Here is a 24,169-nt window from a genome sequence, read left to right as displayed (position 1 = left end):
TGCCCAGGCTACGTAAATGTCCCATTTGGACTCCAGGTTCAGCCGGCTGTCCCGCCGCAGGGACAGGATGATCCGGTCGATCCCCATGGCAAATCCCGTGGCCGGTTCCGGATCTCCAAAAGCTTCCATCATATGGTCATACCGGCCGCCGCCGCAGATGTTGAACCCGATCTGGGGGGCATAGGCTTCGAACACCATGCCGGTATAGTAATCGAAGTTGCGGATCAGAGACAGGTCAAAGGACAAATACGGAGCCACGCCATAGCTTTCCGCCAGCTTGTAGATGGCCTTCAGGTTCTTCAGGGCATCCAGGCTCTTGGGATTGCTCACCCGGGCTTCCAGGCTGTCCAGTAAATCCCGTCCCCCCTGCAGATACAGCAGATCACGGAAAACGTCCTTCAGCTGTTTGGGGATGAACCGTTCTGCAGCTTCCTCCAGTCCCACAGAATTGTGAGACAGGATCATGGTCTTTACGAAGTCCGCCTGTTTCTTCGTCAGTTTTGCATCTTCCATCAGACCCCCCAGGAAACCGCTGTGACCGATGCTGATGAGGAAGTCCTGCAGTCCCGCTGCCTTCAGGCTTTCCACAGCCAGGGCCAGCACTTCCGCATCCGCCATGGGGGCTTCGGCCCCGATCAGTTCAATGCCTGCCTGGGAAAATTCGCATTGACGGCCCGCCTGGGTCTCTTCATGCCGGAACACGTTGGCAATATAAAACAGCCGTTTCACACCTGTATCGTTCTTCAGCCGGGTAGCCACCATCCGGGTCAGCGGCGTAGCCATTTCGCTGCGCAGCATCAGGGTCCGATTGTTCCGGTCCATGAAGCGCATGCTCTCTTCGTTGATGCCAGCACCACTCAGGGCAAAGGTATCAGCATATTCAAAAGTCGGGGTAATGGCTTCATCGTAGCCCCAGCTTAGGAAATTGTTGGCGATCTTATCTTCGATCTCCCGTTTGGCCCGGGCCTCTCCCGGCAGGATATCTCTGGTCCCGTAAGGGATCCGCAGTACGGTATTACTCATTTGATTCTTCTCCTTTATTCACCAGTTCCGGGATCAGGCTGCGATATCCGCCTGCCCCATAGTTCAAACAGCGATTCACTCGGGATACTGTGGTGCTGCTGGCGCCCGTATCCTTGACGATCTTGGCATAATTTTCGCCCCGGTGAAGACGCACCGCCACTTCCAGGCGCTGGCTCAGCGCCTTCAGTTCGTTGGGGGTACAGATGTCTTCCAGGAAAGCCAGAGCGCCTGTTTCATCCCGCAGCAGGGTAAAAGCATTGGCCAATTGTTTCAGTTCCCGTTGGTTCAGTCCGGCTACCATGATGAAAGCCCCTTTCTAAATGAAGAATTCCAGATGTCATTCCATCCGTTTGCTTTAGCTGTTTATTACTTTACTACGATGAAGAGATAAATGCAAGCAAATTTGGAGATTTATAAAAATTTTTGTTTTCTTGACAAACTGTAACCAATAGCGTATCATTAAACCACACGGAATTCATCCAGAGTAACGGAGGGACTGGCCCTATGAAGTTACGGCAACCATCTGGAAAGTGTTTCTTTCCACGAACGGTGCTAAGTCCATCAGGCATTGCCTGAAAGATGAAGATGAGTGAGCAAACCTGATTCCTCTTCATTTCATGAAGAGGAATTTTTTATTTTCCCCGGAGGTGATCACCCCATGATCCAATTGGAACACATTGAAAAAATTTATCACACCGCCTCAGGCGATCTCCATGCGTTAAAGGACATCAACCTGACCATCAACGAAGGTGAGATTTTCGGCATCATCGGCCTGTCCGGTGCCGGCAAATCCACCCTGGTACGCTGCATCAACATGCTGGAGCGCCCCACCAGCGGCAAGGTTTTCGTAGACGGCCAGGAGATGACTGCGCTCAATGAAGAGCAGCTGCGCAAGGCCCGGCAGAACATTGGCATGATTTTCCAGCATTTCAACCTGTTGGCCAGCCGTACCGTCTACGGCAACATTGCTTTCCCTCTGGAAATTCAGGGACTGGACAAGGCTTCCATTAAGAAGAAAGTGGAACCCCTGCTGGATCTGGTAGGTCTGGCCGACCGGGCCGGCCACTACCCCAGCCAGCTGTCCGGCGGACAGAAACAGCGGGTGGGCATTGCCAGAGCCCTGGCCAGCGACCCCAAAGTGCTGCTGTGCGATGAAGCCACCAGTGCCTTGGACCCGCAGACCACGGAATCCATCCTGAATCTGCTGCGGGACATCAACAAGCGTCTGCACATCACCATCGTCATGATCACCCATCAGATGAACGTGGTGAAAGAAATCTGCGACCGGGTAGCCGTTATCGAAAACGGCGAAATCATCGAACAGGGCACTATGGTGGACCTGTTCACCTCCCCCCGGAAAGCAACCACCAAAGAATTCGTGGCCAGCATCCAGCACAACGACCTGCCCGATTTCGTCAAGAAGCTGGATATGCACAAAGAGTATCAAAGCGGAGACAAGGCCCTGGTCAGCCTGAGCTTCATCGGCGACAGCGCCGGCGAGCCTGTTGTATCCGTGCTCATTAAAAAGTATGATATGGACGTAAACATCCTGACCGCAAATATTGAAAACCTGCAGGATACCCCCTTTGGTACCCTGCTGATCGAACTGGAAGGTGACGAGGCCCATCTGAAACAGGCCCTGGATTACCTGCATTCTAGAAAAGTCAAAGACGAGGTGATTGGTTATGTCTCCTAATATGATCCATCTGCTGACGAAAGCCCTGGGCGAAACCCTGTACATGGTGGCTCTGTCCGCCGCCATCGCAACGCTCTGCGGTATCCCTCTGGGCGTGATCCTGACCATTACCGGCCCGGGCCATATCAAAGAAAATGCTGCACTGCACAAGACTCTGGGTTCCATCGTGAACGCACTCCGTTCCATCCCCTTCATCATTTTGATGGTGGCCATCATCCCCCTGACCCGGCTGGTAGTGGGCAGCTCCATCGGCACTACCGCCGCCATCGTACCTCTGACCATCTCCTGCACCCCGTTCATTTCCCGGATCATCGAATCCTCCTTATTGGAAGTGGACCCCGGCGTCATCGAAGCTGCTCAGAGCATGGGGGCCAGCCCCATGCAGATTATCTGGAAAGTACTGCTGCCTGAATCCATGCACAGCATCGTCCTGGGCATCACCCTGGCAGTGATCAGCCTGATCGGTTCCAGTGCCATGGCCGGTGCCCTGGGCGGCGGCGGCCTGGGTGACCTGGCCATCCGCTACGGTTACCAACGGTTCCAGGCCGACACCATGATTGCCACGGTCATTGTGCTGATTGCCCTGGTGCAGGTAGTACAGAGCATCGGGAACAAGATTTCAAGCAAATTGAATAAAACAAAAATCAAATAAAAAAGGCTCTATAAAAAAAACTGGGTGCATAGCTGGCATCCAGTTTTTTATCAGCAGATTTACAATCTAAGTGCAACGATAGCATGAAATAAAGAGGTCTATTTTTCAAGAACGTTGCACTTATCTTGACAATTCGCCCTTCAAAAAATCCGCTCTAACTGGGCGGATTTTTTCTATCAGCGTATGACGTATGACGCGAAATTGCCCACTCCCGTATGCTTATGGTGCGGCCGTAACGGATACAAACTTTGACCGAACGCCCCTTCACGCTCCCACATTCAGCGCCTTCACCGCATTCAAAACAGCTTCCTCATCGCTGTCCGGTAACGGGCTGTTCCAACGGGAATACCGGGTGGCGACTACATTACGGACCGTATTGCAAAAATACATCGTTTTACTTTTACCACCATTTAAATACACTCTCTTGGCCCAAATGGTATATCCCAGATTTGCATCCCTGTAAAGGAGCGTATCTTTAGCCACATACAGGCTGTAGGTATCCGTGGCACGTACCCACTTCCACCGGTTATCTCCACCAGGATACATCGGCCGGATGCCAAGCTGGTTGGCTACCATTCGAGTCAATGTCTCACTGGAAGAATCCGGTACTACAAACGAAACATACGGTTTTGAGGGTCGATAGCGCCGTGGATATCCGTTCTGATAATAAACATATTCAAAATTGAGCGTTGCCTTGTAACCATAATTCAGCGCCCTGTGCTGTTCCTCATCCAGCGATCCGTCCGCCTTTAAGATCTTGATCCAGACTGTAGCATACTGCTTTGCTGTATCATATGTCACTGTCTGGGTATCATAGTAATACCCGTGGTAATCAGACGAATGATACCACTTCCACCGGTCCGCCGCCTGGGCCGTGACGGCGAAACAACCCAAAACCACCACCAAACAAAATGTCAGGATCCGTTTCCACATACGTTTTCCCACCTTTCAAAATAACATTTTTCCTTTGGTTCTATTATACTATCCCTTAGAATCCATATACAAAAAACCGCAGGTGTCCCCAGCCTGCGGTTTCTCTATTTTTTATTGTGGCAGTACCACTTTTACCCCTCTCGGTTTGCTGGGATCCATAGCAGCTGCCAGATCTTTGATTGGTGTCTGCAAATCAGTATCCTTCTCCACCTTGGCCGCGATCTTTGTTCCAGCCGGAATCTTTACGTTGGCCCCTTTCATAAACAATCCGCCCACCAGACTCACTAGAGCAGCTACAGCCACAGCTCCATCACTGCCGGCCTCGATCCGCCCCGCATAAGTCAGCGGAACTGTAACCCCATTGATAGTCTGGATGGAATCCACCGAGATTTCCAGCTTCCCAGCCCGTCCAAACATCCCGGAACTTTTTTGCTTAGTTATATGCCCTTCCGCAATAGTCTCTGCAGGGATTACCACCACATCGTTCAGAATCATATTGTCCACCAGCTTGAACTGGATGCTTTCGCCTTTTCGATTCGTCTTGGAAGAAAGTTCCTTGGTCAATTCCACTGTCAACTGAGTATCTTTGGGAATGTAAGCCTCCCCTGCCGGAATCCCTGTCTTCTGCGTATCACCGGCCAACTCTTGAGCCTTTAACTCCGCAATCCGTTCTTTCATAGTTTTATGCACCGCTGGTGCTGCCGATTCCTGAGCTTCCTCTTTTTTCACCTGCTGCAAACCGGTATCTGCCAGAGCCACAGCCGGAATCCCCAGAGAAGTTCCCCAAACCAGCAAACTAAGAGAAATGCCTGTCACCTTTTTTAACGATTCCCGCATCAAAAGCACCCCTTTTCAATATTTTTTGTATGATTGCAGTATATCATATGAACAGGGTAAATTAGCAGACAGAACTAAAAATGGTAATGTCTGTCAAGGCCGGGTTCATTTTGACCCATTGGGGATGCGGATATTTTTTTGGACCTACACCGCAATATCCTGCATCTTTCTATATTGTAGTGGACTCATGCCACCAAGGGAAACTTTAATTCTTTCTTCAGCATACCAATCGTTCAATCCACCCTGGCCAACGATAATGCGCACCCCATAAGGGGTACGACTGATCCGTGATCCGTGTTCCGGATGGAGATAATCATTTCAATCCACGCACCCCGTAAGGGGTGCGACGAGGGGAGTCGTGATGCTGACGGACATCTTGCAATTTCAATCCACGCACCCCATAAGGGGTGCGACCTGCTGCCCAGGCTAATGATGATACCGTCATGGTATTTCAATCCACGCACCCCATAAGGGGTGCGACTCAGGCAGCCTTGATACGGTGGGCCGAGATGCGATTTCAATCCACGCACCCCATAAGGGGTGCGACTGTGCGTTCTATGAACTACAGTCTTCAGAATCCAATTTCAATCCACGCACCCCATAAGGGGTGCGACGCTGATTGCCCTGGTAGTTGGCGGGAAACGGAGAATTTCAATCCACGCACCCCATAAGGGGTGCGACAGATATGTACAACGCCGCTGATCAAGTTGGTGAAATTTCAATCCACGCACCCCATAAGGGGTGCGACTGGTTTAAGTTTACCTTTAGCAACAGCCAGCTAAACATTTCAATCCACGCACCCCATAAGGGGTGCGACCAGTAGGTACTCAGTCTGGTGGCAGCGTGACGCTATTTCAATCCACGCACCCCATAAGGGGTGCGACTGGACGTCCATGGCAAAGGTGGCTACTCTCCGAAATTTCAATCCACGCACCCCATAAGGGGTGCGACGCACGGCTATGGCCATCATGAGCAACAACGGGATTATTTCAATCCACGCACCCCATAAGGGGTGCGACCTATGCCTACTTTCCAGGGCCCGTACTCTTTCAGATTTCAATCCACGCACCCCATAAGGGGTGCGACTGTCAAAGTGGCCGCACTGAATTTCTCCAGTGCAGTCTCCCTGTTTGCGCGAACCGTCTTTTTCACATCAGTCCAAGCGGCTTTTCACCGCATGAAATTCTGATGTTTGCTTCCGCTTCGCGCTTATAAAATCATCGGCGCCGCAGAATCATACGTTTCCTTAGCTCCCACGTGGATGATCCTACTTTGATACTTGTTTCCTAAATTATAGAACCGCAGGCTGTCTTTATTCAAGTCAATAATGGATTCCAACTCACCACGCAGTGCTACAAACCGAGCTTCGTCCACCGAACATTCAAAAACAGAATTTTGGACACGCTGTCCGTGAGCCACGTAGCATTTTGCGACTTTTCGCAGGCGGCTCCTTCCGGCAGCTGTTTCTGTATTCACATCGTAAGTTACCAGGACCAATATCAGAATCACTTCCCCATAAAGGCAGGATATCCATCCGGACTTCCACGGATCCATTTGGCCAGAACCTCCTGATTTTTTATAAATTAGGTCCAAAATTTCGTCCGCGCCCTCAAATGTACCATTCGTCTTGGTTTCTGACAACCTGATCTTATTTTCTTTGACAATTCCATTATAAACTTTTAAATAGGTAAAATTCGGGACAGATTATAGATTTTCCATGAGAATTTTTTCTAAGGCCCCGACTAAGCAGAGAGACATATATTTTGCCGTATTTTTGCCGTTATAACAGAAACCCCGCATTGCTGCGGGGTTTCAGGTCAATCATACATTATTTTGGATAGTTGCTGCTGGTGTTTTCCTTCAGCACTACATCGTGTGCCCCGCCTTCTACCAGGCTGGTAGCAGATACCAGGGTCAGTTTGGCTTTCTTCTGCAGTTCCGGAATGGTCAGGGCACCGCAGTTGCACATGGTGGACCGCATCTTGGAGATGGTCAGGTTCACATTGTCTTTCAGGCTGCCTGCGTAGGGCACGTAAGAATCCACACCTTCTTCAAAGGACAGTTTCTTATCGCCGCCCAGATCGTAGCGCTGCCAGTTACGGGCACGGGCAGAACCTTCGCCCCAGTATTCCTTCATGTAGGTGCCGTTAATATTCACCTTGTTGGTCGGGGATTCATCGAACCGGGCAAAATAACGGCCCAGCATCAGGAAGTCCGCGCCCATGGCCAGAGCCAGGGTCATATGGTAATCATATACGATACCGCCATCGGAGCAGATGGGTACGTAGATACCGGTTTCTTTGTAATATTCATCGCGGGCTTTAGCCACTTCGATGACGGCAGTAGCCTGGCCACGACCGATCCCTTTTTGTTCACGGGTAATGCAGATGGAACCGCCGCCAATACCGATCTTCACAAAGTCGGCACCGCATTCGGCCAGGAAACGGAAGCCTTCAGCGTCAACTACGTTGCCGGCGCCCACTTTTACGGTGTCGCCATATTTGTCACGGATCCATTTCAGGGTACGTTTCTGCCATTCGCTGTAGCCTTCGGAGGAGTCGATGCACAGAACGTCTGCGCCAGCTTCCACCAGGGCCGGTACCCGCTGTTCATAGTCACGGGTATTGATGCCGGCGCCTACCACGTGGCGTTTCTTATTGTCCAGCAGCTCCAGCGGATATTGCTTGTGAGAAGAATAGTCCTTCCGGAATACCATGTACATCAGGTTGCCATCCTTGTCCACGATGGGCAGGGTATTCAGCTTATGATCCCAGATGATGTCATTGGCCTGTTTCAGGGTGATGTCACTGGTGCCCACCACCATTTCGGAAACCGGTGTCATGAAGTTCTGGACTTTATCTTCCATGTTCATCCGGCTGATACGGTAGTCACGGCTGGTGACGATCCCTTCCAGATGGCCGTTCTTGCTGCCGTCGCTGGTCACAGCCATGGTGCTGTGGCCGGTCTTTTCTTTCAGTGCCAGTACGTCGGCCAGCGTGCTGTCCGGACGCAGGTTGGAATCACTGACCACAAAGCCTGCCTTGAAGCTCTTGACACGGGCCACCATGGCAGCTTCGCTTTCGATGCTCTGGGAGCCATAGATAAAGGAGATGCCGCCTTCCCGGGACAGGGCAATGGCCATATTATCATCGGATACAGATTGCATGATTGCGGAAACCAGGGGAATATTCAAGGTCAGGGCCGGTTCTTCACCCTTTTTGAATTTCACCAGCGGAGTCTTCAGACTCACGTTTGCAGGAATGCATTCGCTGGAAGAATATCCAGGAACTAAAAGATACTCACTAAAAGTATGAGCAGGTTCATCATAGATAAAAGCCATCGTATATCCCCCTTTGAAATATTTTTTCCATTTTAGCACCAGTTTGTCACAAATGCAACATCTTTTTCTGGAAAAGAAAAATTTTATGAAGAACGAACCGCAGCGACTGGGAAAGGGCTGCGGCTGTTACAGCATCTTATTTTGCTTTCAGACGGCACAGGGCTCTCCAGGCAATATCCTGGCGGTAATGTACCCCATCGAAGTGGATCTTTTCCACGGCGTCGTAGGCTTTCTGCTGGGCGGACGGAATGTCGTCAGCCACAGCGGTCACACCCAATACACGGCCCCCGTTGGTCAGAATCTTACCGTCCTCTTCCCGGGTACCCGCATGGAACACCACTACGTCCTCCATGCCGCCTGCTGTTTTCAGGCCTGTAATGGTCAGGCCTTTCTTGTAGGAAACCGGATAACCGCCGCTGGCCATGACCACGCACACGGCTGCCCTGTCGCTCCATTCCACCATATCAGGACGCAGGGTACCCTTGGCACAGGCCACCATGATTTCAGCCAGATCGCTCTTTAAAAGAGGCAGGACCACCTGGGTTTCGGGATCACCGAAACGGGCATTGAATTCCACTACCTTCACGCTGTCACCCTTGATCATCAGTCCGGCATACAGGCAGCCGCTGTAAGGACGGCCTTCTTTGGCCAGAGCATCGACAATGGGCCGCAGGATGGTCTTGACGGTCTTTTCCTTCAGGGCATCGGTCATGACCGGAGCCGGGCAATAAGCACCCATACCACCGGTATTGGGTCCCTGATCCCCATCGTCCACCCGTTTGTGATCCTGGGCAGCCAGCATGGGGACGATGGTTTTGCCGTCAGTAAAAGCCAGCAGGGAAGCTTCTTCCCCATCCATGAACTCTTCGATGACCACCCGATTGCCGGCGGCCCCGAATTTGTGGTCCCCCATCATTTCATCCAGGGCTTCCATGGCTTTGTCCTTAGTCATGGCTACTACGACACCTTTGCCGGCAGCCAGGCCATCGGCCTTGATGACGATGGGAGCACCCTTTTCTTCCACGAAAGCCCGGGCATCAGCCAGATTGTCACATACCTTGAAGAAGGCAGTGGGCACTCCATACTTTTGCATCAGTTCCTTGGAGAAGATCTTGGAGCCTTCGATTTCTGCCGCTTTGGCAGAGGGTCCGAAAATGGTCAGGCCCCGGGCCTTGAACACATCTACAATGCCGGCTACCAGAGGCGCTTCCGGCCCCACCACCGTCAAATCGATGGCGTGCTTTTCCGCCCAGTCGGCCAGGCCGCTCAGATCCGTAATGTCCAGATCCACGCATTCTGCCAGATCTTTCATCCCCGGGTTGCCGGGGGCCGCGTACAGTTTCGTCACCTTTTTGCTTTGGGCCAGTTTCCATACCAGGGTATGTTCCCGGCCACCGCCGCCAATTACCAGTACCTGCATGGTCTCACTCCCTTATTCTGCGTCCAGCTGTTTTTTCAGATAGGCTGCAATGGCCGTATCGTATCTGGCCGTATGGTCGAACGCTTCCTGGGCCAGCATCTTCCGGGTCTTCTGGTCCACATCGCCTTTTTCCTTCAGCATATGGATCAGGTCTTCGTACCGATCCGGGTTGGTGATGATCACCACATCATGGAAGTTCTTGGCAGAAGCGCGTACCATGGCCGGGCCGCCGATATCGATGTTCTCGATGGCTTCAGCTTCGGTCACATCGGGTTTGGCGATGGTCTGTTCGAAGGGATACAGGTTGACCACAACCAGGTCAATGGGCTCGATGCCGTTCTTCTTCATGTCTTCCATGTGTTTGGGATTGCTGCGCACAGCCAGAATCCCGCCGTGGATTTTCGGGTTCAGGGTCTTCACCCGGCCGTCCATCATCTCGGGGGTCCCGGTCACATCGCTCACATAGGTACAGGGCACACCGGCCTGCTGCAGCACTTTCATGGTGCCGCCGGTGGAAATGATCTCCACACCGTTATTGTTCAGGAAGTAGCCCAGCTTTACGATGCCGGTCTTATCGGAAACACTCAGTAATGCTCTACGGATATTTTTGAACATGGGATTTTCTCCTTCACTTCGGACTTATTTCCGGATCTTCACTTTCCGTCCGTTTACAGTCAGACGGTCTTCCGACCACAGTTTCACCACTTCAGGCAGGATGGTATGTTCCTGCACCAGGATCCGGGCAGCCAGGGTATCATGGGTATCTTCATCCAGTACAGGTACTGCAGCCTGCATGATGATGGGGCCCGTATCCATGCCGGCGTCCACAAAGTGGACGGTACAGCCGGCAATCTTCACACCGTAGTTCAGTGCCTGTCCCTGGGCGTCCAGTCCGGTGAAAGAAGGCAGCAGGGCCGGATGGATGTTGATGATCTTATGATACCAGCTGTTTACAAAATCCGCGCTCAGGATGCGCATGAAGCCAGCCAGTACCACCAGTTCCACCTCGGCGTCCCGCAGCCGCTTGTCGATGGCGGCCTCGAAGGAAGCCTTGTCGGGATAATCCTGCCGGGCGATGGCCACGTGGGGAACGCCCATTTTCTCCGCCCGCTGCAGGGCATAGGCCTCAGGGCTGTCACTGATGACCACAGCAATCTCGATGGGCAGGTTTTCGTTCTTGATTTTGTCAGCCACAGCCTGGAAGTTGCTTCCCCGGCCGCTGACCAGCACGCCGATTTTCCGCTTAGTCACCGAACACGCCGCCTTTCATCACGGTCTTCTTTGTGCCAGGGATCACGGTACCCAGTTCATAGAAGGTTTCGTTTTGTTCCTTCAGGTACGTCCGGACAGCATCCGCTTCCCCGGCATCCACTACCAGTACCATGCCTACGCCCATATTGAAGGTCCGGTACATTTCCTTGTCGGGTACGTTGCCCCATTCCTGCAGTTTTTTGAAGACCACAGGAACTTCCCAGGCATCTGCATGCACTTCGGCATCGCAGTCCTTGGGCAGGATGCGGGGGATGTTGTCATAGAAACCGCCACCGGTGATGTGTACCAGGCCGTGGAGGTCGAATTTGCGGATCATGGGCAGCACGGTTTTCGGGTACAGCCGGGTCGGGGTCAGCAGTTCTTCGCCCAGGGTCTTGCCGAATTCCGGCACATAAGTGTCCACGGTCATGCCCTGTGCTTCAAAGCAGATCTTCCGCACCAGGGAATAGCCGTTGGAATGCACACCTGTGGAGGGCAGACCGATCAGCACGTCCCCGGCCTTTACCTTGTCGCCGGTGATCATCTTGCTGCGTTCCACCACACCTACGCTGAAGCCTGCGATATCGTATTCATCCCTGGCATAGAAGCCGGCCATTTCTGCCGTTTCACCGCCAATCAGTGCGCAGCCGCTTTCTTTGCAGGCATTGGCCACACCTTTGACGATGTCGGCGATTTTCTGGGATTCCACCTTGGCGGTGGCGATGTAGTCCAGGAAGAACAGAGGTTCCGCCCCCTGTACAAGGATATCATTCACACACATGGCCACAGCATCCTGGCCGATGGTGTCATGACGATCCATCATGAAGGCAATCTTCAGCTTGGTGCCCACGCCGTCAGTACCGGAAACCAGTACCGGATCCTGGTATTTGCTGCCCAGGGCGAACAGGCCGCCGAAGCCGCCCAGATCACCGATGACTTCCGGGCGATAGGTAGCCCGGACGCTGTCCTTCATCAGTTCTACGGCTTTGTTGCCTGCATCGATGTTAACCCCTGCATCTGCATACGTAATGACCTTTTTCTCGCTCACGCTGTTTCCTCCTTAGCAACCCAGTTCAAATTGTAACTTGGACCCTTTTTTCATCAATTCATCTGCTCCATCCGGATATTTGGAATTGAAGCAGGCATAGCACATATCATCTGGTTTCAATACAGACAGGCTCTGGCGCAGCCCCTCCATGGTAATATAATGGAGGCTGTCAGCCTTGATGTACTGGCGGATTTCCTCTTCCGTCCTGGTGGCGGCGATCAGCTCCTTCCGTTCGGAGGTATCGATGCCGTAGTAACAGGAATCCATCACAGGAGGCGAACTGATGCACACGTGCACCGCCCTGGCTCCATTATCCCGCAGCAGTTGGACGATTTTGCCGCTGGTAGTGCCGCGCACGATGGAATCGTCCACCATGACTACGGATTTTCCTTCCACCAGGCTGCGGTTCACATTCAGTTTCAGCTTTACTGCATTCAGCCGCTGTTTCTGGGTGGGCTGGATGAAGGTACGGCCGATGTACTTGTTCTTGGTCAGGCCTTCCACGAAAGGAATGCCGGCTTCCAGGCCATAACCGATGGCAGCCGGTGTCCCGGAATCGGGTACGGAAATCACGATATCCGCCTTGATGTCCTTCGTTTCCCGGGCCAGGATGCGGCCCATGTTCAGGCGGGCCTGGTAGACGCTTTCCCCGTCGATGATGGAATCGGGACGGGCAAAATACACGTATTCAAAAATGCAATGGGCTCGATGAGCCGGCTCATGGGTGCTGTACATGAGACTCCTGGGTTCGGCATCCGGATCATCGATGACGATCATTTCACCGGGTTTTACATCCCGTACATAGTGGGCCCCTACCAGATCCAGGGCGCAGGTTTCACTGGCCACCACCCAGCCGTGATCCAGACGGCCCAGGCACAGAGGCCGGAAGCCGTACCGATCCCGGAAGGCAATCAGCTGGCTGTCATTCATCACCAGGATGGCGAAAGCCCCTTCGATTTTGTCCGCAGCTTCGGCCACCCGTTCGGGCAGGGTCTTCTTGCGGCTGCGTGCAATCAGAGTCGGTACCACTTCACTGTCGATGGTGGTCTGGAACACCACACCGTCGTCTGCCAGCTTCTTGCGCAGCTGGGCAGCATTGGTCAGATTGCCATTGTGGGCCATAGCCAGGTTGCCCCCATCGTAGAACACCTTCAGTGGCTGTACATTATAGGGCATGCTGGCACCAGTGGTGGAATAACGGACGTGACCGCAGGCGATATAGCCGTCCAGGCCCTTCAGACCGTCCTTGAACACATCGTTCACCAGGCCCATGCCTTTCTTGATGTGCATGTGCTTGCCGTCAGTCACAGCGATGCCGGCACTTTCCTGGCCCCGGTGCTGCAGAGCGAACAGCCCCCAGTAGGTGTTCAGAGCCACATCATCGTTCTTGGAATAAATGCCGAAGACGCCGCATTCTTCATGCAGCTTGTCTTCTGCGAAAAAGTTGTCCCCCATAGTTCCTCCCGTTTTTCAGGCTTTGGCAGCAGCAGCTCTGGCCTGAGCCAGTTTTTCTCCTTTTGCCTTGACTTCTTCCTGCATCTTCTTTCTGTAATCGGCCAGTTTGGTCACCAGTTCCGGATATTTGCCAGCCAGGATCTCTACTGCAAAAATGGCAGCATTCTTGGCCCCATTGATGGCCATGGTGGCCACAGGGATGCCGGAAGGCATCTGCACGAAGCTCAGCAGAGAATCCATGCCGTTCAGCGGAGTAGCGTTGATGGGGATGCCGATCACCGGCAGAGTGGTATAGGCAGCAATCACACCACCCAGATGAGCAGCAGCACCGGCTGCTGCGATAATGGCTTCCACGCCCCGATCCCGGGCACCGCTGGCAAATTCCTTCACCAGTTCCGGTGTACGATGGGCACTGGCAACCACGACTTCCACCTCAATGCCGAATTCCTTCAGTACTTTTTCAGCAGGTTCCAGTACCGGCCAATCCGAATTGCTTCCCATGATCATTGCTACTTTCATAAGTGCGCACCTCCAAGAATCAAAAGGCTCAGCAGAGCCAAATCACCACGATAATCGGTATATCTTTATTCTATCAACGGACTGATGCCCTGTCAATATTTTATCGAACTTTTATAACAGAAGTTACACTATCGTTCGATACCGTAGGGAATGTGGAATTTTTCCATCTGCCGCCCCAGCAAGCCTGCCGGCCCTGTCTCCGGTTCCTGATCACTGACTCTCTCCCCTCTTTGCCCCTGATTTATGCTATAATAGAAAAAAGAGGTGATACCCATGAAACATTCTTTCTGGTCACGATTTTTGCTGACGCTGATGACAGCCTTTTCCGTCTGTGGGTCAGCCCTGGCCGCAGGTGCCATCCCTGTGCCGAAACCGGGACGGATCGGTGCGACGGTACCCCGTCCTACGGTACCCATTGGTGATTACCAAAAGCCCGGCACCATTCCCACACCTATGACAGCAAAAGTACAGGCCCCTGTACATGCTCCCGTACAGAGCATGCGTCCGGTTCGGCTGAATCCCATTCCTCTGCGGCCCATCGTACAGCCCATGGCAGGTACCATTTCCACCCCGCCTGCAGAGCTGCCTGTATTCAAACCTGATCTGACCCTGTACAGCTGGGTCATGCCGATGGATATCGGATCCCCTGTGGGCAGCGCATTCCTGCACAATCCCAGATATTCCCTGGCCTGGTGGAAGACCCCGGAAACGTTGAGCCCCGCTGATCTGCTGCAGAGCCGGATGGCGAGACTGGTGCAAACGAAGAAATAATCGTACACAATTTGCAGAGAGAAACAAAGCCCTGCATAAGCAAAAGGACCTGTTCCCGTTGTGGGACAGGTCCTTCTATTTCGCTCGAGACTATTTATTGTTTTTCCCTTTATCCAGCATATTCTGGATTTCCTGCATAAAGCTGTTCACATCAGCAAACTGGCGGTACACGGAAGCAAACCGCACATAGGCGATCTGATCGATCTTTTCCAGATGGGCCATGACCGCTTCGCCGATTTTGGTGCTTTTCACCTCGTTCTCCCCTGACGCCCGGATCTCGTTTTCGATCTGGTTGGTCAGATTCTGGATCTGCTCATAGGTGAAGGGCCGTTTTTCAAAAGCCCTCAACAGTCCGGCCAGGATTTTCTTGCTGTCGAACATTTCCCGCCGGCCATCCCGTTTGATGACCAGAAGCGGAATCTGTTCATATTTTTCGTAAGTCGTGAAACGCCGTCCACAATGGGGGCATTCTCTTCGACGCCGGATGGACGCCCCCTCTTCAACGGAACGGGAATCGATGACTCGGCTGTCTTCGCAACCACAAAATGGACATTTCATAACCTACACCCCCAGTTCCTTATTTATTGCGGATCCAGGGCGGAATCTCCGAAGTAGGATTGGTAAAGCTGCTCACCTTGGAGCTGGCAGCAGTTTCAGCGGCCTTCGTCAGACGGCTGGTGCTGGTTTCAGGCTTTACGAAAGAAGACGGTTTCGGCCCCGGGTTAGCCTGGGTCTTTCCGTCATCCACACCCGTAGCAATAACGGTAACGCGGATTTCGTCTTCCATGTTTTCGTCGATGTTGGCACCGAAGATAATGATGGCATCGGGGTCCACCACATCGGTGATGATCTTGCTGGCTTCGTTCACATCCATCAAGCTCAGGTTCGGGCCGCCGGTGATGTTCAGCAGTACGCCCTTTGCGCCTTCAATGGTGGAATCCAGCAGCGGACTCTTCACAGCATTTTCAGCAGCCGCAGCAGCGCCTTCATCGCCCTTGGCAATACCGATACCCATCATGGCAGAACCGGCATTGGTCATAACGGCTTTCACATCGTTGAAGTCCACGTTGATCAGACCGGGCACACTGATCAGATCAGAAATACCCTGTACGCCCTGACGCAGGACTTCATCGGCCAGTTTGAAAGCGTCCTTCATGGAAGTCCGTTTGTCGACCACCTGCAGCAGACGGTCGTTGGGGATGGTAATCAGTGCATCCACCTTGGCTTTCAGGTTGGCAATCCCCTGTTCAGCTACAGTAAAACGACGACGTCCTTCAAAAGAGAAAGGTTTCGTCACAACGCCAACAGTCAGGGCACCAGCCTGTTTGGCCATTTCAGCCACTACATGGGCAGCACCGGTACCGGTACCACCGCCCATGCCGGCGGTAATGAACACCATGTCTGCGCCTTTGACGGCTTCAGCCAGGACATCTTTGGATTCTTCTGCAGATTTTTCACCCACTTCAGGGTTGGCCCCTGCACCCAGGCCTCTGGTTTCGTCCTCACCGATCTGAATCTTGGTGGGAGCGCTGGATTTTTTCAGTTGCTGTGCATCACAGTTCACGGCGATGAATTCAACACCCTGCAGCCCGGCTTCGATCATGCGGTCAACTGCATTGTTACCGCCACCACCGACACCGATGACTTTGATTTTTTCCAGGGGCTGTTCCAACGCCGTATCTTTGTTGTCTGCCTCGAACATATTGCTGGTCCTCCTCATCTATTGTGTGATAAGATCAAAAAACCTCTTATTTACACTCGTATAACTTAGTATACCATTTCAACGCTAATATTTCATCCTATTTTACGGAAATTTTTACAACTTTTCTGTGCCTGCTTCCAGCATCCAAACCTGCTTACAGCAAATCTGGCTCTGTCAGCTGATGACCATGGACTGGCCGAAGGCTTTTACATCCCCATCAGCAAACGTCTGATGATGGCGATATTGTTGAAGATCCTGAAGCCGAAAGCGATCAGGGCCACATAATACAGGTCGATGCCCAGCTTCAGCCCGAAATAACACAGCACTGCAGCAAAGATTCCGTTGGCAAAAAAGCCACTGACGAAGATCTTGTAGTCGAAATGCTTTTCCAGGCTGGACCGATACCCTCCGAAAGCGGAGTCCAGGCAGGCCATGAAGGCCACGGCCACCAGCTTGCTGTATCCAGGCGGCACCACCGGCAGATAGGCCCCCAGTACGATACCGGCTGCCAGTCCAATCAGTGCATAGATCATTCCCGGCCACCTTCTTTCGGTTTGGCATATTCAAAATGCCGGGTTCCCTTGAATGCCGGCACCTCCACACTGTCACTGCGTTTGACGTGGACATTGATGCCCCAGAACTTCAGGGTCTCTACCACACCGCCCCGCAGCCGCAGGGCACTTTCCAGGGTCTTGGGGTCACCGATGGCGCGGATCTCGTAAGGCGGCGTGAACCGGGTGTTGTTCACTGAAACAGTGGGCCCGGCACAGCGCACCTCCGACACATCCAGCAATCGTTCCTTATTGAGGGCAAGTGCTTCTGCCCCCGCAGCCCGCAGTTCGTTCAGGAGCCGCAGCAGATCATCATCGTGGATCACATACAGGTTTGGATTCTCCCCGTTCTTGGGTTTCACCTGGCTGTCATCCACGGTCACAACCACCCCGGGTCCCGTCAGAGGGACTTCCCCGGCTTTGATTTTCAAATCAGTCAGGACCTTGGGGTCCCCGCCCGTCCCCTGGACTTCCAGTTCTTCCAGTTTGTTGGACAGGTCTTTGTTCTCTTTCTGCGCGTCCTTCAGTTTTTCCGCCAGGTCTTCCGCCCGCTGCTGGTTCACGCTCTGCCGGGCGTGTTCAGCACTGCGGAACTGGCTGGAAATCATGGTCCCCACAATGAGGCACACCAGGAACATGAAGAACTTCTCTCTCGTGCTGTGAAAGACCATGGTCCTCTCCTTGTTACAGTTTGATATAAGGTTTCTCGTAGGTCAGATCGATGTACTGTGCTTTGATCTTTTTGGTTTCCAGCTCCTGGCAGATGGCCTTGAAGGTCTTCAGCTTGGCCTGGGCGTTCTCGTAACTGCCCAGGATGACCGGGATGCCGTTGTGCAGGTAGATGCGGATGCTTCGGTTCTCGTCCACATGGATCTCCACGATCCGCTGCTTCAGATCCACATCCAGCTGGTCCAGGAATTTCAGGATGCCCTGGATCTCATCATCTTCGGTAACGCCGCCCAGGTCCGCCTGGTCGATGTGCCAGCCGGACACGAAGGGCGCATCCCCGCCGGTGATGCCGTCTGCCAGCCCGATGATATGGCCGCTGGGATCCACTTTGGCATACTGGCCGCCTTCCATGGCCACGTACAGGGCCGGTTTCCGGTCAGTGATCACCACTTTCAGGATGTTGGGCCAGCCCAGGGTCAGATCGGCTTTTTCCACCCGGTAATCACTGTGCAGGCTGGAAAGGAGCTTTTTCCGGTTCAGATTGAAGATGTTGAGCGGTTCGGCGGCATCCCCCATCTCCTTCACTTCATCCAGGGTCACAGCTGTATCGCCCGCCACCTGCAGTTGCCCGAAGGCCAGCCAGGGCTGGTGCAGCAGGACGTACGAAGCGATAAGCAGCGCCGCACTGGCCACCAGCAGGGCGACCTTTGCTCTGTTCAGCCGGCGTTTCGGTTTCCGGCGGCGGTTCTTTGGTCCCTTTGCCAGGATCTCTTTTCCCGGTTCCGGAGTCCGTTTCCGTCCCAGCCGGCGGCTGCGCTGCCGTTCCATCCGGGCCCTGCGGGCCTCTCTCACAGGATCTGCTGTCTCCGGCTCCGGGCTGTCCGCCTGGCCGTTGATGTAGGCCTGCGCCTCCAGCCGCACCTTGCGCCGGGCCAAGGCCTCCTCTTCCGCCTTCTTCCGGGCTTCTTCCTGGCGCAGCCGGGCAGCCCGCATCTCCTGGCGGAAGCTGCGGCGGCCGTGGGGTTCTGTGGCTGCGCTTTCACGTTCTGCCTGGTGCAGTTCCTCTTCCCGCCGATTGTCCGCACCCCGGCCGCCCGGCCGGCGCCGCTTCTGGGCAATCCGGGGCCGGAGCCATTTGGGCCTGTTCATCTCAGTGAGCCGTCTTCAGGATCTTTTCGCACAGATCCGGGAAGGGAATGCCCATGGCGGCTGCGGCCTTGGGAATCAGGCTGGTGGCGGTCATGCCCGGGATGGTATTCACTTCCAGGGCGATGCAGTCCCCGTTATCAGCCAGCATCAGATCCGTCCGGGCCACACCGCTGCAGCCCAGAGCCGTGTAGGCGGCCACGGCGATCTTCTGCAGCCGTTTGGTGGTTTCTTCGTCAAAAGGAGCCGGACAAGTATAGGTGGTTGCACCCTTGGTGTACTTGTTGTGGAAATCGTAGAAGTTCACATGGGGTTCGATGAGCACCAGAGGCATGGGCACAGCCCGTCCCTCTTCATCCATCATGACGCCGGCAGCTACTTCCCTGCCGGTGAAAAAGGCTTCACACAGTACCCGGTCGCCATATTGAAAGGATTCCTTCAGGGCGTCATCCAGCTGGGCTTCGTCTTTTACGATCACCACACCGATGCTGGAACCCTGGGCAGCCGGTTTCACCACGCAGGGAATGCCGATTTCCTGCAGGATCCTAGTCCTGGGATCTCTGTCCACATTCTTGTCGATGAAAATGCATTTGGCGGTAGGCACATGGTTGTTCTGGAACAGATGCTTGGTGTAGAACTTGTCCATGGCCAGAGCACTGGCCAGTACACCGCTGCCCGTATAGGGGATGTGCAGCATTTCCAGCACGCTCTGCAGTCGGCCGTCTTCACCATACAGGCCGTGGACGGCGTTGAAGACCACCTTAGCCCCAGAGGCCTTCAGCTGTTCCATGATATGCTCCGGATCCAAATCAATAGCTACCGCATCGTAGCCTTTTTCTTTCAGGGCATTCAAAATGGCGTTCCCGGTATTCAGGGAAACTTCCCGTTCTTTAGACGGGCCGCCCATGACCACTGCAATGCGATTGTTCTTATCCATGCTCAGTTCCTCCGTTCCAATGCCTGTACCAGGTGTTCACCCAGTTTGAAGATATCACCGGCGCCGATGGTCATAATCAGATCACCGGACTGTGCTTCGTGTTCCAGTTTATCCAGGATGGTAGGCTGGTCAGGCAGGTATTCCACCTGCTGACCGGTGGTTTCCCGGACCTTGTCAGCCAGCAGCTCGCCGGTGATGCCGGGGATGGGATCTTCACTGGCGGCATAGATGTCCGTAACAATCAGCTGGTCTGCATCTCTGAAAGCCACAGCAAATTCGTCCAGCAGCAGCTGGGTCCTTGTATAGCGATGGGGCTGGAACACCACGACCAGTCGCTTGGGACTGGTCTGACGGGCAGCCTTCAGCGTCGCTTCGATTTCCGTGGGATGATGGGCGTAATCGTCCACCACCCACACGCCGTCCACTTTGCCTTTGGTTTCGAACCGGCGCTTGGCCCCGCTGAATTTCTCCAGGGAAGCCAGGATGTCTTTGGTCTCCAGACCCAGTTCCCGGCTGGCGGCAATGGCGCCCAGGGCATTCAGGACATTATGGCGGCCCGGCACGATCAGATGGGCCCGGCCGATGGCTTCGTTATGATACAGCACATCGAAATGGGTCCCGTCGGTACCGTACACGATGTTCTCCGCCCGATAATCCGCATCCCTGCTGTCGATGCCGTAGCTGATCACCCGTTTGTCCGTGTGCTCCCCGATGGTACGCACCTTGGCATTGTCGTAGCACAGTACGGCGCAGCCCTGATCCTTGATCTGGGAAACGAACTGGGCAAAAGCTTTCTGGATATTTTCTTCACTGCCATAATGATCCAGATGATCATCTTCCACATTGGTGACCACAGCGATGTAGGGATTGAACTTCAGGAAGGAACCATCACTTTCATCAGCTTCAGCCACGACGTAGTCGCTTTCCCCGTTGCGGGCATTGGAACCCAGGTTGTTCACGATGCCTCCCACCACGATGGTAGGATCCATGCCGCAGTCGTAGGTGATGCAGCTGAGCATGGAACTGGTAGTGGTCTTGCCATGGGCTCCGGCCACGGCGATACCCTTGTGCTTGTTCATCAGGTACGCCAGCACATCACTGCGGTGGATCACCGGTACCTGACGCCGTTTGGCTTCCACCAGTTCCGGGTTGTCAGGATGGATGGCAGTGGAAATCACCACTACTTCTGCCCGTTCGATCTGGCAGGCAGCATGGCCGATGAACACCAGGGCCCCTTCTTTGGCCAGCTTGGTCGCCATATAGCCCGGTTTGGCATCGCTGCCGGAGACGTGATACCCCCGCTTGATCAGCACGTAAGCCAGGGCGCTCATGCCGGCTCCGCCGATGCCGATGAAATGTATATTCCTGATTTTATCCAAATCAACCACTGTTCTATTCCTCCTGTTTGTTCCGTTCTACCAGTGCCATGGCCTCCTGGGCGATGGCGCCGGCTGCCTGGGGCATGGCGGCCCGCAGGGCGCTGCGGTGCATGGTTTCCAGCCGTTCCGGTTCCTTCAGCAGCTTCTCCACTTCGTTCAGCAGCCAGTCCCCGGTCAATTCTTTATCCAGCACCACGATGGCCGCTCCTTTGGCAGCCAGTGCCCGGGCATTGTATTCCTGGTGGTTGGCGGTAGCGTAGGGATACGGGACCAGAATGGACGGGATTCCCTTCACCATCAGTTCCGCCAGCCCGATGGCTCCTGCCCGGGAAACGGCGATATCGGCTGCCGCCAGGGCCAGGGGCATATCATGCAGATAGGGCACGACGTGGATATTGGGTGCGTGGAGTGCATTCTCGCCCAGTGCTTCCACATGTTTCTCGTAGCCCACCGTACCAGTGGCATGGAGGATCTGGATATCGGGATTGCCCGCCAGTTTCTGTTCCACCGGGATCATGGCCTGGTTGATGGTCCGGGCCCCCCGGCTGCCGCCGAACACCAGCAGGGTAGTCAGATTCGGGTTCAGGTTGAACTTCTGGATGCCTGCTTCACGGGTGGCTTCCACGATTTCCTGCCGCACCGGGTTGCCAGTGTAGATCTTTTGGGCATGGGATGCAAAGTATCTGGCCCCTTCCTGATAGCCCAGGAATACCTCATCCACGAACCGGGACAAAATCTTGTTCGTGACTCCGGGCATGGCATTCTGTTCCTGGATGCAGCAGGGCACCCGCTTCATGGCCGCCCAGAACAGGATCGGGCCGCACACATAGCCGCCGGTACCGATCACCAGATCCGGATTGAGCCGGTTCAGCAGGCTGTAGGCTTCCTTCATGCCCAGCAGAAGTTTGCCGGCACTTTTCAGGGTACCCAGCCCCAGATGCCGTTCGAACCCGGCCACATCAATGAATTCCAAAGGATATCCGTACCGGGGGATGATGTCTTTTTCCAGCCCCCGCCGGGTCCCTACAAATGTAATTTCACAATCGGGGTCCAGCTGCCGCAGTGCTCCGGCAATGGTCAGTGCCGGGTAGATGTGGCCGCCGGTGCCCCCACCGGACAATACAACTTTCACGCTTCTGCCTCCTTGGCCAGATCATTGACGATCTGTTTGAATACCCGTCCCCGTTCCGGGAAGTTAGCGAACATATCATAAGAAGAGCAGGCCGGAGAGAGCAGCACCACCTGGGGAGCCCTGGCAATGCTGTAAGCCTTGCGGACCGCATCCTCGAAAGTGCCTTCGATCATGATGATGTTCTGCACCCCGTGTGCTTTGGCCGCTTCGCAGAACCGCTGCCGTGCTTCCCCCAGAAGGATCAGGGCATCAGTCTTTGCCTTGATGGTCTCCATCAGATCATCCAGGCCCGTCATCTTGTCGTGGCCCCCGGCCAGTAGGATCACATGGCCGTCCTTGAAAGCTTCCAGGGCCTTGATGGCAGAATCGGTGTTGGTAGCCTTGGAATCGTTGTAATATTTTACTCCGTGGATGGTGGTCACGTATTCCAGACGGTGTTCCACGCCCTTGAAGGCTTTCAGCACCCGGGCCATGTTTTCCGGAGTGACACCGGCGAAGAAAGCGCTCAGGCAGGCTGCCAGCACGTCCTGTTCATTGTGGGCGCCGAAGATCTGCAGATCGGATACCTTGCAGATTTTTTCCTTCCTGCCGTCCACATTCAGGACAAACCAGCCGTCTTCAATATATCCGCCTTCGGGCAGGACCTTCTTCGTGCTGAAGTAGATCACCCGGCTCCTGGCATTCTTGCCCAGGCCGCTGGACACAGGATCATCTGCATTCAGGATCAGGATGTCATCAGGGGTCTGGAAAGCGAAGATCTTGGACTTGGCAGCAACGTAGCCGGCCATGTCCCCGTGCCGTTCGAAATGATCCGGGGTGATATTCACGATACAGGCCACATCGGGAGCCAGGCTGGCAGTACCTTCCAGCTGGAAGCTGGACAGTTCGGCAGCCACCCAGGAATTTTCGTCCAGATCCTTCAGTTCCTTGCTCAGGGCAAAACCGATGTTCCCGGCTACGGTGGTCTTCACCGGCAGGGTAGCCAGCATTTCACCCAGCAGGGTAGTCGTCGTGGTCTTGCCGTTGCCGCCTGTTACGGCGCACCAGTCGCCCTTGTACAGCCGGCTGGCTTCTTCGGCTTCGGCGATGATTTCCATATCCAGTGCCCGGGCCTTTTTCACAGTTTCCGTAGTAAAGGGAATGCCCGGAGAGATAATGAACAGATGGCACTGTTCCAGATACGGCTCCGGATCCACACCGCATACGTACTGGCCGCTCCGGGTCTCAAACCCCTTCAGCCAGGCCGGATCCAGTTCTTTCTTGTCGTCATTGTATAAGATCACCTTGTCGCCGCGTTCCGCCAGGACTTCCGAAACGCCCTGGCCGCTGATACCGGCCCCGTACACAAAGATTTTTTTATCACTCATGGTATCTGCCCCCATTTGTATATTTCAGTTGTTAGTTGTTAGTTGTTAGTGGTTAGTGATCAGTAAACCGTACCCCTTGTCAAGGACAGTTTCTAAAAGTAGAACCCCCTGTTTTAGACAGTTCAACAATTCTGGTACCTTCAAAATGGACATCTGGTAATTGTCTATCAGAAGGCCCCCCAACCATCCAATCACATGCACGGGCTCCTTGCTCATAAAATGGCCACTTTTGCCATTTTATGAGGATAGCTGGTTCCCCAATTCACAAGCTCTCCGCTTCAACGCGGGAACCTCGGGTATCTGGGGAACATCAAGCGGATAAACACCTGTCGTCACAAATT

At 54.1% G+C, this 24,169-nt stretch carries 24 protein-coding genes, 1 pseudogene, 1 CRISPR repeat array and 1 riboswitch; of the genes and pseudogenes, 3 read left to right on the top strand and 22 right to left on the bottom strand.

Annotated features, from left to right (window positions below; all coding sequences use genetic code 11):
• A partial coding sequence (gene hisZ, locus ACR0QW_RS07455; protein ID WP_432643063.1) for an ATP phosphoribosyltransferase regulatory subunit occupies positions 1-1,023 on the bottom strand: 1,023 nt, incomplete at its 3' end.
• Positions 1,016-1,324: a YerC/YecD family TrpR-related protein gene (locus ACR0QW_RS07450; protein WP_432643062.1), complete on the bottom strand. Its 309-nt coding sequence runs from the start codon at positions 1,322-1,324 to the stop codon at positions 1,016-1,018. The genes hisZ and ACR0QW_RS07450, both read right to left, overlap by 8 nt.
• Before the next feature lie 171 nt (positions 1,325-1,495).
• Positions 1,496-1,609: riboswitch (SAM riboswitch) on the top strand.
• A 72-nt stretch (positions 1,610-1,681) separates the two neighbouring features.
• Between ACR0QW_RS07450 and ACR0QW_RS07445 the strand changes: the two genes are divergently transcribed.
• Positions 1,682-2,719 (top strand): methionine ABC transporter ATP-binding protein, encoded by a 1,038-nt coding sequence (locus tag ACR0QW_RS07445; RefSeq protein ID WP_432643061.1) that lies wholly within the window; start codon positions 1,682-1,684, stop codon positions 2,717-2,719.
• On the top strand, positions 2,709-3,371 hold the full coding sequence (locus ACR0QW_RS07440; protein WP_432643060.1) for a methionine ABC transporter permease: 663 nt from the start codon (positions 2,709-2,711) through the stop codon (positions 3,369-3,371). The genes ACR0QW_RS07445 and ACR0QW_RS07440 overlap by 11 nt, the downstream gene beginning before the upstream one ends.
• Before the next feature lie 264 nt (positions 3,372-3,635).
• On the opposite strand, the gene ACR0QW_RS07435 is transcribed toward ACR0QW_RS07440, so the two are convergent.
• The 11 genes and pseudogenes from ACR0QW_RS07435 to purE all read right to left on the bottom strand — a co-directional run bounded on the left by ACR0QW_RS07435 (position 3,636) and on the right by purE (position 14,174).
• On the bottom strand, positions 3,636-4,304 hold the full coding sequence (locus ACR0QW_RS07435) for a hypothetical protein (RefSeq protein WP_432643059.1): 669 nt from the start codon (positions 4,302-4,304) through the stop codon (positions 3,636-3,638).
• A gap of 111 nt (positions 4,305-4,415) precedes the next feature.
• Positions 4,416-5,141 carry a hypothetical protein gene (locus tag ACR0QW_RS07430; RefSeq protein ID WP_432643058.1) on the bottom strand — a complete coding sequence of 242 codons (726 nt, stop codon included), beginning with the start codon at positions 5,139-5,141 and terminating at the stop codon, positions 4,416-4,418.
• Positions 5,142-5,285: 144 nt separating this feature from the next.
• Positions 5,286-5,406, bottom strand: a pseudogene (locus ACR0QW_RS07425) (IS3 family transposase); the annotation flags it as partial.
• Between the two features lie 50 nt (positions 5,407-5,456).
• Positions 5,457-6,227: a CRISPR direct-repeat array (repeat unit 33 nt; unit sequence ATTTCAATCCACGCACCCCATAAGGGGTGCGAC).
• A 123-nt stretch (positions 6,228-6,350) separates the two neighbouring features.
• Complete coding sequence (gene cas2 / locus ACR0QW_RS07420) at positions 6,351-6,695, bottom strand: CRISPR-associated endonuclease Cas2 (RefSeq protein WP_432643057.1); 345 nt, start codon at positions 6,693-6,695, stop codon at positions 6,351-6,353.
• A 274-nt stretch (positions 6,696-6,969) separates the two neighbouring features.
• Complete coding sequence (locus tag ACR0QW_RS07415; protein ID WP_432643056.1) at positions 6,970-8,481, bottom strand: IMP dehydrogenase; 1,512 nt, start codon at positions 8,479-8,481, stop codon at positions 6,970-6,972.
• Positions 8,482-8,617: 136 nt separating this feature from the next.
• Complete coding sequence (gene purD, locus ACR0QW_RS07410) at positions 8,618-9,901, bottom strand: phosphoribosylamine--glycine ligase (RefSeq protein ID WP_432643055.1); 1,284 nt, start codon at positions 9,899-9,901, stop codon at positions 8,618-8,620.
• A 12-nt stretch (positions 9,902-9,913) separates the two neighbouring features.
• Positions 9,914-10,516 carry an IMP cyclohydrolase gene (locus ACR0QW_RS07405; RefSeq protein WP_432643054.1) on the bottom strand — a complete coding sequence of 201 codons (603 nt, stop codon included), beginning with the start codon at positions 10,514-10,516 and terminating at the stop codon, positions 9,914-9,916.
• Between the two features lie 24 nt (positions 10,517-10,540).
• Positions 10,541-11,152 carry a phosphoribosylglycinamide formyltransferase gene (gene purN / locus ACR0QW_RS07400; protein ID WP_432643053.1) on the bottom strand — a complete coding sequence of 204 codons (612 nt, stop codon included), beginning with the start codon at positions 11,150-11,152 and terminating at the stop codon, positions 10,541-10,543.
• The gene (purM, locus tag ACR0QW_RS07395; protein WP_432643052.1) at positions 11,145-12,200 is read right to left on the bottom strand and encodes a phosphoribosylformylglycinamidine cyclo-ligase; all 1,056 of its coding nucleotides are present in this window, start codon (positions 12,198-12,200) and stop codon (positions 11,145-11,147) included. Before purM ends, purN begins: the two co-directional genes overlap by 8 nt.
• A gap of 12 nt (positions 12,201-12,212) precedes the next feature.
• Entirely contained in the window at positions 12,213-13,655 is a 1,443-nt protein-coding gene (purF, locus tag ACR0QW_RS07390) for an amidophosphoribosyltransferase (RefSeq protein ID WP_432643051.1), read from the bottom strand.
• A 15-nt stretch (positions 13,656-13,670) separates the two neighbouring features.
• On the bottom strand, positions 13,671-14,174 hold the full coding sequence (gene purE, locus ACR0QW_RS07385) for a 5-(carboxyamino)imidazole ribonucleotide mutase (protein WP_071142528.1): 504 nt from the start codon (positions 14,172-14,174) through the stop codon (positions 13,671-13,673).
• A gap of 273 nt (positions 14,175-14,447) precedes the next feature.
• On the opposite strand from purE, the gene ACR0QW_RS07380 reads away from it, so the two are divergent.
• Positions 14,448-14,945 (top strand): hypothetical protein, encoded by a 498-nt coding sequence (locus ACR0QW_RS07380; RefSeq protein ID WP_432643050.1) that lies wholly within the window; start codon positions 14,448-14,450, stop codon positions 14,943-14,945.
• Positions 14,946-15,035: 90 nt separating this feature from the next.
• Here ACR0QW_RS07380 and nrdR read toward each other — a convergent pair whose 3' ends face one another.
• The 9 genes from nrdR to murD all read right to left on the bottom strand — a co-directional run bounded on the left by nrdR (position 15,036) and on the right by murD (position 23,828).
• A complete protein-coding gene (gene nrdR, locus ACR0QW_RS07375; protein WP_432643049.1) occupies positions 15,036-15,503 on the bottom strand; it encodes a transcriptional regulator NrdR in 468 nt (155 codons plus the stop codon).
• 19 nt (positions 15,504-15,522) lie between these two features.
• Positions 15,523-16,647: a cell division protein FtsZ gene (ftsZ, locus tag ACR0QW_RS07370; protein ID WP_432643048.1), complete on the bottom strand. Its 1,125-nt coding sequence runs from the start codon at positions 16,645-16,647 to the stop codon at positions 15,523-15,525.
• A 206-nt stretch (positions 16,648-16,853) separates the two neighbouring features.
• Positions 16,854-17,180 (bottom strand): small basic family protein, encoded by a 327-nt coding sequence (locus ACR0QW_RS07365; RefSeq protein WP_432643047.1) that lies wholly within the window; start codon positions 17,178-17,180, stop codon positions 16,854-16,856.
• Positions 17,177-17,869: a DUF881 domain-containing protein gene (locus ACR0QW_RS07360; protein ID WP_432643046.1), complete on the bottom strand. Its 693-nt coding sequence runs from the start codon at positions 17,867-17,869 to the stop codon at positions 17,177-17,179. Before ACR0QW_RS07360 ends, ACR0QW_RS07365 begins: the two co-directional genes overlap by 4 nt.
• 13 nt (positions 17,870-17,882) lie before the next feature.
• Positions 17,883-19,016 (bottom strand): cell division protein FtsQ/DivIB, encoded by a 1,134-nt coding sequence (locus tag ACR0QW_RS07355; RefSeq protein ID WP_432643045.1) that lies wholly within the window; start codon positions 19,014-19,016, stop codon positions 17,883-17,885.
• A 1-nt stretch (position 19,017) separates the two neighbouring features.
• Positions 19,018-19,950, bottom strand: a complete 933-nt coding sequence (locus ACR0QW_RS07350) for a D-alanine--D-alanine ligase family protein (RefSeq protein ID WP_432643044.1) — start codon at positions 19,948-19,950, stop codon at positions 19,018-19,020.
• 2 nt (positions 19,951-19,952) lie between these two features.
• Positions 19,953-21,338, bottom strand: coding sequence for a UDP-N-acetylmuramate--L-alanine ligase (gene murC, locus ACR0QW_RS07345; RefSeq protein ID WP_432643043.1), 1,386 nt, complete (start codon positions 21,336-21,338; stop codon positions 19,953-19,955).
• 4 nt (positions 21,339-21,342) lie between these two features.
• Positions 21,343-22,461 (bottom strand): undecaprenyldiphospho-muramoylpentapeptide beta-N-acetylglucosaminyltransferase, encoded by a 1,119-nt coding sequence (gene murG, locus ACR0QW_RS07340; RefSeq protein WP_432643041.1) that lies wholly within the window; start codon positions 22,459-22,461, stop codon positions 21,343-21,345.
• Positions 22,458-23,828 (bottom strand): UDP-N-acetylmuramoyl-L-alanine--D-glutamate ligase, encoded by a 1,371-nt coding sequence (murD, locus tag ACR0QW_RS07335; RefSeq protein WP_432643040.1) that lies wholly within the window; start codon positions 23,826-23,828, stop codon positions 22,458-22,460. The genes murG and murD overlap by 4 nt, the downstream gene beginning before the upstream one ends.
• Positions 23,829-24,169 lie beyond the last annotated feature (341 nt).

The organism is Acidaminococcus sp. (assembly GCF_050873445.1).
Taxonomy (GTDB): domain Bacteria; phylum Bacillota; class Negativicutes; order Acidaminococcales; family Acidaminococcaceae; genus Acidaminococcus.
Note: the sequence above shows the minus strand (reverse complement) of the source record. Positions and strands in the feature narration are given on the sequence as shown.